12 protein-coding genes and 1 pseudogene are annotated in these 13,483 nt (G+C 63.4%); 10 read left to right on the top strand and 3 right to left on the bottom strand.

The annotated features are described in order from the left end of the window. Nucleotide 1: 1 nt before the first annotated feature. Both EJ075_RS06845 and EJ075_RS06850 read right to left on the bottom strand, forming a co-directional pair. Nucleotides 2–1,006: an inorganic phosphate transporter gene (locus EJ075_RS06845; RefSeq protein WP_095482991.1), complete on the bottom strand. Its 1,005-nt coding sequence runs from the start codon at nt 1,004–1,006 to the stop codon at nt 2–4. A 3-nt stretch (nt 1,007–1,009) separates the two neighbouring features. Then, on the bottom strand, nt 1,010–1,651 hold the full coding sequence (locus EJ075_RS06850) for a DUF47 domain-containing protein (RefSeq protein WP_095482992.1): 642 nt from the start codon (nt 1,649–1,651) through the stop codon (nt 1,010–1,012). Between the two features lie 165 nt (nt 1,652–1,816). Here EJ075_RS06850 and EJ075_RS06855 point away from each other — a divergent pair, with 165 nt between their 5' ends. The 10 genes and pseudogenes from EJ075_RS06855 (at nt 1,817) to EJ075_RS34115 (ending at nt 11,991) form a co-directional block, all read left to right on the top strand. Beyond that, entirely contained in the window at nt 1,817–2,716 is a 900-nt protein-coding gene (locus EJ075_RS06855; protein WP_095482993.1) for a LysR family transcriptional regulator, read from the top strand. Nucleotides 2,717–2,903: 187 nt separating this feature from the next. Continuing rightward, nucleotides 2,904–3,383 carry a formate dehydrogenase subunit gamma gene (locus EJ075_RS06860; protein WP_126103824.1) on the top strand — a complete coding sequence of 160 codons (480 nt, stop codon included), beginning with the start codon at nt 2,904–2,906 and terminating at the stop codon, nt 3,381–3,383. Beyond that, nucleotides 3,380–4,939, top strand: a complete 1,560-nt coding sequence (locus EJ075_RS06865; protein WP_126103825.1) for an NADH-quinone oxidoreductase subunit NuoF — start codon at nt 3,380–3,382, stop codon at nt 4,937–4,939. The genes EJ075_RS06860 and EJ075_RS06865 overlap by 4 nt, the downstream gene beginning before the upstream one ends. A gap of 10 nt (nt 4,940–4,949) precedes the next feature. Continuing rightward, the gene (gene fdhF, locus EJ075_RS06870; RefSeq protein ID WP_126103826.1) at nt 4,950–7,826 is read left to right on the top strand and encodes a formate dehydrogenase subunit alpha; all 2,877 of its coding nucleotides are present in this window, start codon (nt 4,950–4,952) and stop codon (nt 7,824–7,826) included. Nucleotides 7,827–7,829: 3 nt separating this feature from the next. After that, nucleotides 7,830–8,660, top strand: coding sequence for a formate dehydrogenase accessory sulfurtransferase FdhD (gene fdhD, locus EJ075_RS06875; protein WP_126103827.1), 831 nt, complete (start codon nt 7,830–7,832; stop codon nt 8,658–8,660). Next, nucleotides 8,650–8,973 (top strand): formate dehydrogenase subunit delta, encoded by a 324-nt coding sequence (locus EJ075_RS06880; RefSeq protein ID WP_126103828.1) that lies wholly within the window; start codon nt 8,650–8,652, stop codon nt 8,971–8,973. Before fdhD ends, EJ075_RS06880 begins: the two co-directional genes overlap by 11 nt. A gap of 106 nt (nt 8,974–9,079) precedes the next feature. Continuing rightward, complete coding sequence (locus tag EJ075_RS06885; protein ID WP_126103829.1) at nt 9,080–10,633, top strand: alpha/beta fold hydrolase; 1,554 nt, start codon at nt 9,080–9,082, stop codon at nt 10,631–10,633. A gap of 113 nt (nt 10,634–10,746) precedes the next feature. Further along, nucleotides 10,747–11,220: a carboxymuconolactone decarboxylase family protein gene (locus tag EJ075_RS06890; protein ID WP_126103830.1), complete on the top strand. Its 474-nt coding sequence runs from the start codon at nt 10,747–10,749 to the stop codon at nt 11,218–11,220. 83 nt (nt 11,221–11,303) lie between these two features. Next, a complete protein-coding gene (locus tag EJ075_RS06895) occupies nt 11,304–11,666 on the top strand; it encodes a nuclear transport factor 2 family protein (RefSeq protein WP_126103831.1) in 363 nt (120 codons plus the stop codon). Between the two features lie 10 nt (nt 11,667–11,676). Beyond that, nucleotides 11,677–11,991 (top strand): annotated as a pseudogene (locus EJ075_RS34115) (hypothetical protein). A gap of 44 nt (nt 11,992–12,035) precedes the next feature. On the opposite strand, the gene EJ075_RS06905 reads toward EJ075_RS34115, so the two are convergent. Continuing rightward, the gene (locus tag EJ075_RS06905; protein ID WP_126103832.1) at nt 12,036–13,463 is read right to left on the bottom strand and encodes a gamma-aminobutyraldehyde dehydrogenase; all 1,428 of its coding nucleotides are present in this window, start codon (nt 13,461–13,463) and stop codon (nt 12,036–12,038) included. Between the last annotated feature and the right edge of the window lie 20 nt (nt 13,464–13,483).

A 13,483-nucleotide genomic window follows, 5' to 3' on the forward strand; every position in this document is an offset into this window, starting at 1 on the left:
GTCACGCCGCCAGGCTGACCGCGAGGTAGGTGAGGGCCGAAATCGCGGCGGTGGCCGGCAGAGTGACAATCCAGGCGATGACGATGTTGCCGGCGATGCCCCAGCGCACAGCCGAGACGCGGCGGGCGGCGCCGACGCCGATAATGGCGCCGGTGATCGTATGCGTCGTCGACACCGGAATGCCGAGCCAAGTGGCGGCGAACAGGGTGATCGCACCGCCGGTCTCGGCGCAGAACCCCTGCATCGGGTTCAGCCGGGTGATCTTCGAGCCCATGGTGTGGACGATGCGCCAGCCGCCGAACAATGTGCCCAGCGCCAGCGCCGCCTGACAGGTGATGACGACCCATAGCGGCACGTAGAAATTCTCTCCGAGCATGCCTTGCGAATAGAGCAGCACGGCGATGATGCCCATGGTTTTCTGTGCGTCGTTGCCGCCATGGCCGAGCGAATAGAGCGAGGCGGAAACGAACTGCATGACGCGGAAAGTGTTGTCCACGGCGAACGGTGTCTGGCGCACGAACGCCCAGGAGACGGTAAGGATCAGGACAAGCGCCAGCAGAAATCCGGTCGCCGGCGACAGGACGATGGCCGCAATGGTCTTGCCGAGTCCGGTCCAGACGATGGCGCCGCCGCCTGCCTTTGCAACGCCGGCACCGACAAGTCCGCCGATCAGCGCGTGCGAGCTGCTGGAGGGGATGCCGACGAGCCAGGTGACGATATTCCAGACAATGGCACCGACGAGAGCGGCGAAGATCACCCCCGGGGTGACGATGCTGGCGTCGATGATGCCCGTTCCCAAGGTCTCGGCAACATGAAGGCCGAAGAACAGGAAGGCGATGAAATTGAAGAAGGCCGCCCACAGCACCGCATAGTGTGGCCTCAGCACACGCGTGGAGACGATGGTGGCGATAGAGTTGGCGGCATCGTGCAGGCCGTTGAGAAAATCGAAGAACAGCGCAACGGCGATGAGCCCGGCCAGCACGGGAAAGGCGATGGCGGCTTCCATTGGCTAAACGTTCTCGATGACGATGCCGCTGATCTCATTGGCGACGTCCTCGAACCGGTCGACCACTTTTTCCAGCTCGCCGTAGATCTCGCTGCCGATCAGGTAGGCCATCGGGTCGCTGCGGCCATGCCTCTTGAACAGGTCCTTCAGGCCCTGCTCGTGCAGATCGTCGGCCCGGCCTTCCGCGCGCATGACCTCTTCGGCGATCGCATTGAGGCGCACGCTGTGGGCGCCGATCTTGCTGAGCAATGGGATGGCCTCGGCGACCAGCTTGGCTGCAATAACGATGACGCCGCCCATTTCCTGCATCAGCGGGTCGAATTCCTTCTTGTCGAACAGCTTCACCGTCTTGACGGTCTTGTGCATCATGTCGATGGCGTCATCCATCGACTGGATCAGGTCCTTGATGTCACCGCGATCGAAAGGCGTGATGAACGAGCGCCGCACGGAAAGCAGGACTTCCGCGGTGATGTGATCGGCCTGGTCTTCAAGATCGATGATCTTCTGGCACCAGCGATCGATGTCCTTGCCCTGGAGAAGCTGCTCGAGCGCCTCGGCGCCATCGACCACGGTACGGGAGTGCTGCTCGAAGAGATCGAAGAAGCGATCTTCGCGCGGCAGCAGCTTGCGGAACCAGCCCAGCATGTTCGATCTCCCGTGCCACCACGACCTCGCCTTATCCACATAGCGCCGCATGCCGCTGCGGGAAATAGTAAGCCGGCTGAAAGGTGTGGATGCTGCCGATTGCACATGCAGCTTGCGGCGGAAGGCAATTTCCCGGACCTTGGCGCTGGACACCGGACAGATGGCATGATCGACAAGCTGGAATTCTTCATCGCGCTGGCCAGGGAAGAGCATTTCGGCCGGGCGGCGGAGGTGTGCGGCGTCACCCAGCCGACGCTTTCGGCCGGGATCAAGCAGCTGGAGGGCCAGCTCGGCGTGATGCTGGTATTGCGCGGCTCGCGCTTTCAGGGGCTGACGCCGGAGGGAGAACAGGTGCTGGTGTGGGCGCGCCGCATCGTCGGCGATACCCGCACCATGCGCGAGGAGATGCGGGCGGCGCGTCACGGCCTTTCGGGACGCATCCGCATCGCGGCCATCCCGACGGCGCTGGCCATGGTGGCGCGGCTGACGACACCCTTTCGGGCAAAACATCCCGGCGTCACCTTCTCGGTGCTGTCGCGCACCTCGATCGAGGTGCTGTCGCTGCTCGGCAACTTCGACATCGACGCCGGCATCACCTATCTCGACAACGAGCCGCTGGGGCGGGTGACCAGCGTGCCGCTCTATGACGAGCGCTATCAGCTGATCACCGCCGTCGGAAACCCCTATTCCGACCGCGACAAAGTGACATGGGCGGAGCTCAGCCAGCTGCCGCTCTGCCTGTTGACGCCGGACATGCAGAACCGCCGCATCATCGACCAGCATTTGGCCGAAGCCGGCACGCAGGTGCGGCCGACACTCGAATCCAATTCGATGATCGTGCTGTTCTCCCATATCCGTACCGGCAAATGGTCGTCGATCATGCCGCTCAACCTCTCGGAAACATTCGGCTTTTCCGAGCCGATCCGGGCCATACCGATCGTCGAGCCGGATGCCAGCCACACCGTGGGGCTGGTGGCGACGCCGCGCGAGCCGCACACGCCGCTGGTCTCGGCGCTGCTGGACGAGGCGATGGCGCTGGCGGACGATTTCCGCGCCCGCCGTTGAGCTAGAGATTGCCGGATGAGCGGGGTCGATAGAAGATTTCTATCGAGCAACGGATCGGCTTTATTGATTTGGCGGGTTTTCTCTGATTTCCTAAACACTTAGCGACATCGCATGTCGTTGCCCAAAAAGAACGTTTCGCACTTTTGGGCGACATGCATTGGATCGCAACGACCAGGGAGGGCGCTGCATGACAATGCAGCCTGCAAGTACCGAGATCGCGTCGCGCACGGCGGCGATCATCCAGGAGCTGAAGGGCCTCGAAGGCCCGCTATTGCCGATCCTCCACGGCATCCAGGAAGAGTTCGGCCATGTGCCGCAGGACGCGCTGCCGGTGATCGCCGAGGCGCTGAACATCTCCAAGGCGGAGGTGCACGGCGTCGTAACCTTCTACCATGACTACCGCAACCACCCGGCCGGGCGGCATGTGCTGAAGCTCTGTCAGGCGGAAGCCTGTCAGTCGATGGGCTCGGACGCCGTTGCCGCCAAGCTCAAGCAATTGCTGGGCATAGGTTTCCACGAGACGGCGCGCGACGGTTCGGTGACGCTGGAACCGGTCTATTGCCTCGGCCTTTGCGCCTGCGCGCCATCGGCAATGCTGGACGGCGAGGTGATCGGCCGGCTCGATGACGAAAAGCTCGACGAGATCGTTGCCGAGGTGCGCTCATGATCCCGCGCATCTACATTCCGGGAGACTCCGGCGCGCTGGCGCTGGGTGCGGAAAAGGTCGCCAAGGCGATTGAGAGAGAATTGGCCGATCGCGGCATCGAGGCCAAGATCGTGCGCAACGGTTCGCGCGGCGCCTATTTCCTCGAGCCGATGGTCGAAGTGGCAACAACAGACAAGGGCCGCGTCGCCTACGGGCCGGTGAAGCCGTCCGACGTCAAAGGACTGTTCGACAGCGGCTTCCTCACCGGCGGTCACCACAAGCGCTGGCTGGGCGCGCCCGACAAGATCCCGTTCCTGGCCAGGCAGACGCGCCTGACCTTCGCGCGTTGCGGCGTCATCAATCCGCTGTCGCTCGATCACTACAAGGCACATGGCGGGCTGAAGGGCCTGCAGAACGCCGTGGCGATGGCGCCGGCCGAAATCGTCAAGCAGGTCACCGAGTCGGGCCTGCGCGGCCGCGGCGGCGCCGGCTTCCCGACCGGCATCAAGTGGAAAACGGTGCTCGATACGACGGCCGACAAAAAGTATATCGTCTGCAATGCCGACGAGGGCGACAGCGCCACCTTCGCCGACCGCATGATCATGGAGGGCGACCCCTTCGTGCTGATCGAAGGCATGGCGATCGCCGGCATCGCGACCGGCGCGACCAAGGGTTTTGTCTATATCCGCTCGGAATATCCGCATGCGGTGGCGATGATGCAGAAGGCGGTCGAGGTCGCCCGCGAAGCGGGCCTGCTCGGTGTCAACGTGCTGGGCTCGCCCAACGCCTTCGACATGGAAATCCGCGTCGGCGCCGGTGCCTATGTCTGCGGCGAGGAAACCTCGCTGCTCAACAGCCTCGAAGGCAAGCGCGGGGTCGTTCGCGCCAAGCCGCCACTGCCGGCCATCCAGGGCCTGTTCGGCAAGCCGACGGTAATCAACAACGTCATCTCGCTGGCATCGGTGCCTGTCATCATGGACAAGGGTGCTGCCTTCTACAAGGATTTCGGCATGGGCCGCTCGCGCGGCACCATTCCGATCCAGATCGCCGGCAATGTCAGATATGGCGGCCTGTTCGAGGCAGCGTTCGGCATGACGCTTGGCGAGATCGTCGATGACATCGGCGGCGGCACGGCGACCGGACGTCCGGTCAAGGCGGTGCAGGTCGGGGGTCCGTTGGGAGCTTATTTTCCCCGCGCCCTGTTCGACACGCCATTCGACTACGAGGCTTTCGCCGCCAAGGACGGGCTGATCGGCCATGCCGGCATCACCGTGTTCGACGACACCGCCGACATGCTGAAGCAAGCGCGCTTCGCCATGGAGTTCTGCGCCATCGAAAGCTGCGGCAAGTGCACGCCATGCCGCATCGGCTCGACGCGCGGCGTCGAGACGATCGACAAGATCGCCAGGGGTATCGAGCCGGAAAAGCAGATCGAGCTGGTGACAGACCTCTGCAACACGATGAAGTACGGTTCGCTCTGTGCGCTGGGTGGCTTCACGCCCTACCCGGTGATGAGCGCAATCAACCACTTCCGCGATGATTTCAAGCCGGCGCCGGTCGCCGAAGCAGCAGAATAGGAGTCTCGCCATGGGTCTCGTTCAGGAAATCGACTACGGCACACCGGCCTCGACCTCCGAGAAGCAGGTGACGCTGACGGTTGACGGCTTCACCGTCACCGTACCGGAAGGCACCTCGATCATGCGCGCCTCGATGGAAGCGGGCATCGCCATTCCAAAACTCTGCGCCACCGACATGGTCGACGCCTTCGGCTCCTGCCGGCTTTGCCTGGTCGAGATCGACGGCCGCAACGGCACGCCATCCTCCTGCACGACGCCGGTGGCGCCGGGCATGGTGGTGCACACCCAGACCGGAAGGCTGAAGGACATCCGCCGCGGCGTGATGGAGCTCTACATCTCCGACCATCCGCTCGACTGCCTGACCTGTGCCGCCAATGGCGACTGCGAATTGCAGACGCAGGCCGGCGTCGTCGGCCTGCGCGACGTGCGCTACGGTTATGAGGGCGACAACCACGTTTTCAAGAAGAACGACGGCGCAGAAAATTTCAAATGGATGGCGAAGGACGAGTCCAACCCGTATTTCACCTATGATCCCTCGAAATGCATCGTCTGCTCGCGCTGCGTGCGCGCCTGCGAGGAGGTGCAAGGCACCTTCGCGCTGACCATCGAGGGCCGCGGCTTTGAAAGCCGCGTGTCGCCAGGCATGCATCAGCTCTTCATCGACAGCGAATGCGTGTCCTGCGGCGCCTGCGTGCAGGCCTGCCCGACGGCGACGCTTTCCGAAAAGTCGGTGATCAAGATCGGCCAGCCGGAGCATTCGGTCGTCACCACTTGCGCCTATTGCGGCGTCGGCTGCTCGTTCAAGGCCGAAATGCGCGGCGACGAGCTGGTGCGCATGGTGCCCTACAAGGACGGCAAGGCGAACCGTGGCCATAGCTGCGTCAAGGGACGTTTTGCCTACGGCTATTCGACCCACAAGGAGCGCATCCTCAATCCGATGATCCGCGAAAAGGTCACCGATCCATGGCGCGAAGTGTCGTGGGAAGAAGCGCTCACCCATACCGCCAACGAGTTCCGCCGCATCCAGTACCAGTATGGCCGCACCTCGATCGGCGGCATCACCTCGTCGCGCTGCACGAACGAGGAAACCTATCTGGTGCAGAAGCTGATCCGCCAGGGTTTCCGCAACAACAATGTCGATACCTGCGCCCGCGTCTGCCATTCGCCGACCGGCTATGGTCTTGGGCAGACATTCGGCACTTCGGCCGGCACCCAGGATTTCGATTCGATCGAGAAAACCGACGTGGTGATGATCATCGGTGCCAATCCGACCGACGCACATCCGGTATTTGCTTCGCGCATGAAGAAGCGGTTGCGCAAAGGCGCCAAGCTGATCGTGCTCGACCCGCGCCGCACCGATATCGTGCGCTCGGCCCATATCGAGGCGCAGCATCATCTGCCGCTGAAGCCCGGCACCAATGTCGCCGTGGTCACCGCGCTTGCCCATGTCATCGTCACCGAAGGCCTGTTCGATGAGGCCTTCATCCGCGAGCGCTGCGATTGGGACGAGTTCCAGGACTGGGCGTCGTTCGTGGCGCTGCCGGAAAACAGCCCGGAAGTCGTCGGCCAGCTTGCCAATGTCGATCCCGAAGAGATCCGCGGCGCCGCACGGCTGTTTGCCACCGGCGGCAATGGCGCGATCTATTACGGCCTCGGCGTGACCGAGCACAGCCAGGGCTCGACCACGGTCATCGCCATCGCCAACCTTGCCATGGCGACCGGCAATGTCGGCCGGCCGGGCGTCGGCGTGAACCCGCTGCGCGGCCAGAACAATGTCCAGGGCTCCTGCGACATGGGCTCGTTCCCGCATGAGCTGCCCGGCTATCGCCACGTCTCCGGCGACGCGGTGCGCGACATCTATGAGAGCCTGTGGGGCGTCAAGCTCGACGATGAGCCCGGCCTGCGCATCCCCAACATGCTGGACGCCGCCGTCGACGGCTCGTTCAAGGGCCTCTACGTGCAGGGCGAGGACATCCTGCAGTCCGATCCCGACACCAAGCATGTCGCCGCAGGGCTGGCGGCAATGGAATGCGTGGTCGTGCACGATCTTTTCCTCAACGAGACCGCCAACTACGCGCATGTCTTCCTGCCCGGCTCGACCTTCCTCGAGAAGGACGGCACCTTCACCAATGCCGAGCGCCGCATTAACCGCGTGCGCAAGGTGATGGCGCCGAAGAACGGGCTGGCCGACTGGGAAGTGACGCAGAAGCTCGCACAGACGATGGGGCTTGACTGGAATTACCAGCATCCGTCGGAAATCATGGACGAGATCGCCAAGACGACGCCGAGCTTCGCCAGCGTCTCCTACGATTATCTGGAAAAGATGGGCTCGGTGCAGTGGCCCTGCAACGAGAAGGCGCCGGAGGGCACGCCGATCATGCATATCAGCGGCTTTGTGCGCGGCAAGGGCAAGTTCATCCGCACCGAATATGTGGCGACCGACGAGAGAACGGGACCACGCTTCCCGCTGCTGCTGACCACCGGCCGCATCCTGTCGCAGTACAATGTCGGCGCGCAGACCAGGCGTACCGACAATATCATGTGGCACAGCGAGGACCGGCTGGAGATCCACCCGCATGACGCCGAAAACCGCGGTCTGCGTGACGGCGACTGGGTCCGCCTGACCAGCCGCTCCGGCGAGACGACGCTGCGCGCGCTGATCACCGACAAGGTGTCGCCTGGCGTGGTCTATACGACGTTCCACCACCCCGACACGCAGGCCAACGTCATCACCACCGACTTCTCCGACTGGGCAACCAACTGTCCGGAATATAAGGTGACGGCGGTGCAGGTAGGCGCGTCCAACGGACCGTCGGAATGGCAGATCGACTATGACGAGCAGGCCCGCAACAGCCGTCGCATCGCGACGCTGGAAGCAGCGGAGTAATCTTTGAGCGCGCGCCGCAAAGCCACGACGCAGATCTCGCGGCTGGCGCACCGCGCCGGCGGCACTGCGGCCGCCAACCGCATGGTGCCGGAAGAGACGCCGGTGGCGTTCTCCTTTGCCGGCACCACTCATGCGGTGATGATGGCAAGTCCCGCCGATTTCGAGGATTTCGCGCTCGGCTTCTCACTGACCGAAGGCATCATCGCCGACCGCCAAGAAATCGAGGCGATCGAAATCGAAGATCACGGCGCCGGCATCGACATCCAGATCAGCTTGAAGGACCAGGCCAATACGCGCTTCGAAGCGCGGCGCAGACGGCTGGCCGGACCGGTCGGCTGCGGGCTGTGCGGCATCGAATCGATCGAGGAAGCGATGCGCTCGGTCGAGGCCGTCGGTTCGTCAAAACTTACGCTTGCGGCCGAAGATATCATCCGCTCGGTCAAGCTTCTGTCGAGGGTGCAGCCGCTGCACGCCGAGACCGGTGCGGTGCATGCCGCCGGTTTTTACATCCACGGCAAGGGCATTGTCATGGCGCGCGAGGATGTCGGCCGCCACAATGCGCTCGACAAGCTGGCCGGCGCACTGGCCAAAGCCGGCATCGACGGCACCTCGGGTGCCGTCGTCGTGACGTCGCGCGTTTCGGTCGAGATGGTACAGAAGACGGCGGCGATAGGTGCTGCCTTCATCATTGCCGTCTCGGCGCCGACGGCACTTGCCATCCGCACCGCCGAGGATGCCGGCATGACGCTGGTGGCTCTCGTGCGCGGCGATGATTTCGATATCTTCACCCACCCTAGCCGTGTGGTTTCCGGAGTTGCCAAGCATGTCGCATGACGAAGGCCACATCATGAGCACCAGCGAAAAGCTGGTCCGCATGGCCAACCAGATCGCAGCCTTTTTTCACTCCAAGCCGCGCGAAGAAGGCATTGCCGGCGTCGCCGAGCACATCAACAAGTTCTGGGAACCGAGGATGCGGCGGCAGTTGTTCGAGATGCTGGACAGCGGCGGCGAAGGGTTCAACGAGCTTGTCGTGGCCGCCTCGGCGAGGATCAAGCGGCCGACTCCACCGGAGGGCGCAGGTTTTAGCGCGGACGGGAAGGCCGAGATCGCCGCGGCGTCAAAAATAGGCCAGCAAACGCCTCTTTAGCTACCACCGGCTTACATTCCACCTCTCTAAAGTTTCATCTGCCGCAATCCGCACGCCTCTGCTATGATCCGGCGACCAGAAATCGTCTGGCCGGGCGGACAACCTCGTGAGGCCTATCGAAACCCGATACGCGCTTAGCGGCGATGTGCGGATCGCCTATCAGGTGGTCGGCCAGGGATCGTTCGATCTCGTTTTCGTGCCGGGCTTCATTTCCAATCTCGATCTGCACTGGGAAGACGAGGGCTACAGCCGGCTGCTGAAGCGGCTCGCTGCCTTTTCGCGGCTGATCCTGTTCGACAAGCGCGGCACCGGCCTGTCGGACCGCGTCGATACCCGTCACCTGCCCAGTCTCGAAACCCGCATGGATGATGTGCGGGCGGTGATGGATGCCGCCGGCAGCGGCCGCGCGGCGCTACTCGGCGCTTCGGAAGGCGCGCCGATGGCGATGCTGTTCGCCGCCACCTATCCGGAGCGGACGCGAGCGCTGGTTCTCTATGGCGGCTATGCACATTTCCACAAATGGGTGATGCCGCCGGAACGTCTCAACGCCTTCATCGAGATGGCGGAAACCGCATGGAGCACCGGCGCCACTCTGCCCCATTTCGCGCCTGGCCGGGTCGACGACTCCCACTTTGCAACATGGTGGGGGCGGTTCGAGCGGCTATCGGCGAGCCCGACGGCGGCAGCTGCCCTGGCGCGCATGAATGCTGGGATCGACGTGCGCGGCGTGCTGGCGGCGATCAGCGCACCAACGTTGCTGATCCATCGCCGCAACGATGTGCGGGTCGACCCCGACGCCAGTCGTTTCCTGGCCAAAAAAATCCCGAATGCCCGCCTGGTCGAGATCCCTGGCCGCGACCACCCGATTTGGACCGGCGACGTGGACCGGGTGGCCGACCTGAGCGAGGAGTTTCTAACCGGCGAGCGCGCTGTCGCCGAGGCGGAGCGCGTGCTAGGCGCGCTTCTAGCGACCCGCATCTACGATACGGCGCACCTCGGCGACCGCATTTGGAGCGAGCGCAGCCTGCGTTTTCAGGAAACTTGGCGGCTGCTGGTCGGGCGCCATGGGGGCCGCTCTGCTGGAACGCATGGCGAGATGATGATGTCGCGCTTCGACGCCCCGGCGCGTGCCATACGCTGTGCGGCAGCGCTGCGCGACGCGGCACAGAACATCGGCGTGGCCACAGCGCAGGGTGCGCATGTCGGCGAGATCGAGTTGCGCGGACCGCCAGCGGGGCTGACAGGGCGCGTGACGATGCAGCTTGCCGCCCATGCCGGCAGCGGCGATATCCTCGCGTCCCGGCTGGTCGCCGATCTGGCAACCGGTTCGGGCCTTCATTTCGCCGATGCCGGGCGGATCGCACTTGACGAACTCGATGAGCCGCTCGCCCTGGTGCATGCGAAGTCCGAACAGCATCTGGAGCCCGCCTGCCGGCCCAAAGCCCGGATGACCGAACCGGTAGCGCTGACGGCACGCGAAAGCGAGGTGGTAAGCCTGATTGCCGACGGCAAGAGCAATGCCGCGATTGCCGCCGAACTCAGGCTGAGCGAGCACACGGTCAAGCGTCACGTCGCCAACATACTGTTCAAGCTGGATCTGCCGTCGCGCGCGGCTGCGGCGGCGTTTTCTGCCAGGCACGCTGGCCCGGACGGGCCATGAGAGCCATGGCGCTTTCGGGCGAAGCGGCCACGAAAGCGTAAGCGTATCAATTCTCTCCATGCATGCAGGCCAGGCGGATGTCGCCAGGAAAGGTGCTGCGAAGGGAGGATGAAATGTTGAAGTGGAAGATCCAATCATTGGTGATGGCAGCAGGCATTGGTGCGCTCCTGACTGTTGCCCCGGCAAAGGCCGAGGATGCTTCGGCAACGGCTGCCTACAAGGATATCGAGGCGACGCTCGGCTCGGTGCCGGACATGTTCAGGACACTGCCGGACGTCGCGGTCGCCGGCGCCTGGGCCGAGATCAAAGGGGTGCAGCTCAACCCGAAAACCGCGCTCGATGGCAAGACCAAGGAGTTGATGGGCCTCGCTGTCGCTGCGCAGATCCCCTGCCAGTACTGCATCTATTTCCACACGCAGGCAGCCAAGCTCAATGGCGCAACCGACGAGGAGATCAAGGAAGCGTTGGCGATGGCCGCGATCGTGCGCCACTGGTCGACGATGCTCAACGGCAGCCAGGTCGATTTCGCGACTTTCAAACAGCAAGCAGATGAGGTGTTCGCCGCCGTCAAGGCGAAGTCCCAGTAGAAAAATCACTGCCCGGCGATGAACGCCGGACAGCGCCGATCAATCAAACGCCCGCTCGTGAAGACGGGCACATGGAGGATACAATGGTGACCAAGACACAGGCCGTGGACGGCGCGGCGATCAAGAAAGCGATCGAAGGCCGTGACGGAAAATTGCTGGCGAGCTTCTATGCCGATGACGCGCTGGTGCGGGTAATCGACCGCAACAATCCGCCGAGCAAGCCGCGCGAAATCCGCGGGCGCGCGGCGATCAGCATATTCTGGGACGACATCTGCAGCCGGGCGATGACCCACAAAGTCGACACCACCATCGCCGACGGCAACAACCTCGCCTTCACCCAGGCCTGCGCCTATCCGGACGGCACGAAAGTGTTCTGCGCGGCGATGCTGGAGCTGAAGGACGGCCAGATCGCACGGCAGACCGTCGTGCAGGCATGGGACGAGTGAGGAGGTGGCCATGTTCAGCGCCAGATGGCAGATCGACGCCAAGTTCGGGCACAAGCAGACAGTGCTCGACTTATTGAAAAAATGGGAACGCGAGATCGGCTCGCAGGTCGGTCTGGCCGACCTCGAGTTCTAGATCATGACCGGCTCGATCGGCGCACGAGAAGCGACGGTCGAGTCCCACCACCAGGTCGAAACCCTGGCACAACTGGAGGAGTTCTTCGCCAAGATCGGCAAGATCGACGCACATGCCAAATGGGGCAAGGAGATGGAGCCCTATGTCGTGTCGGGCACCAGCCTGTGGAACATCTATCGCATCGTCGAGTAGCGGCGGGCGCCCTTCTCCCCGGCAAGCGGGGAGAAGGGAAGGCGCTAGCCGTGTGCTACCATCACATGCCGCACGGCGGTGTAGTCCTCCAGTGCATATAGCGACATGTCCTTGCCGTAGCCGGACTGCTTCAGCCCGCCATGCGGCATCTCGTTGGTCAGCATGAAATGGGTGTTGATCCAGGTGCAGCCATATTGCAAACGAGCGGCTGTCGCCATGGCGCGCGAGACATCCTTGGTCCACACAGAGGACGCGAGGCCATAGTCGCTGTCATTGGCCCAGTTCACCGCCTCGTCCACCTCGGAAAAGCGAGTGACCGAGACGACCGGCCCGAACACTTCGCGGCGCACGATCTCGTCTTCCTGCAGAGCGCCGGCGACGACGGTCGGCTGGTAGAAGAAGCCGGACCCCTCGCCCGGCTTGCCGCCGGTGGTGATCTCGATGTGCTTCAGCTCCGAGGCGCGTTCGACGAAGCTTGAGACGCGGTCGCGCTGGCGGCGTGAGATGAGCGGCCCGATCTCGTTTTCGGTGTCGTCGGGGCGGTTGTATTTGATGGTCGAGACGGCGGAGGAGAGGTCGGCGACGAGCTTGTCGTAGATCTTCTTGCCGGCGTAGATGCGGCAGGCGGCGGTGCAGTCCTGGCCGGCATTGTAGTAACCAAAGGCGCGCAGACCATTGACCACCGCGCTAAGGTCGGCATCGTCGAAGACGATGACCGGCGCCTTGCCGCCGAGCTCGAGATGCGTGCGCTTGACCGACTTGGCGGCGGCCTGCAGAACCTTCTTGCCAGTGGCGACGTCGCCGGTGATCGAGATCATGTTGATTTTCGGGTGGTTGATCAGCGTGTTGCCGACGCTGTCGCCACGGCCGAGCACGACATTGACGACGCCTTCCGGCAGGATTTCGGCAAGGATTTTCGCCAGCTTCAGCGCGGTCAGCGGCGTCTGCTCCGATGGTTTGAAGACGACGGTGTTGCCGCCGGCGATCGCCGGCGCCAGCTTCCAGGCCATCATCATCAGCGGATAGTTCCACGGCGCGATCGAAGCGACGACGCCGATGGCGTCGCGCCGGACCATCGAGGTGTGACCGGGGATATATTCGCCGGCGACCTGGCCGGGCATTGAGCGGACAGCACCGGCAAAGAAGCGGTAGCAATCGACGATCGCCGGGATTTCGTCGTTGAGCACGGCATTGATCGGCTTGCCGCAATTGAGCGCCTCGAGGGCGGCGAAATCCTTCGCATCGGCTTCGATGCGATCGGCGATCTTCAGGAGATAGCCCGAGCGCTGCGCCGGCGTGGTGCGCGACCAGGTGATGAAGGCCTTTTCGGCCGCAAGCACCGCCGCCTCGATCTGGGCCTGGCTGGCTTCAGGCAGGTTGAGAATGGTCGCCCCGGTCTTCGGATTGAGGATCGGTTCTTCGGTTTCGGTGCCCTTCTCGAATATCGAGCCGATCAGCATCTTTGTGTCCATGGAAGTCTCTCCCTTACGGA

It is taken from the genome of Mesorhizobium sp. M6A.T.Cr.TU.016.01.1.1 (genome assembly GCF_003952585.1).
Classification (GTDB): Bacteria; Pseudomonadota; Alphaproteobacteria; order Rhizobiales; family Rhizobiaceae; genus Mesorhizobium; species Mesorhizobium mediterraneum.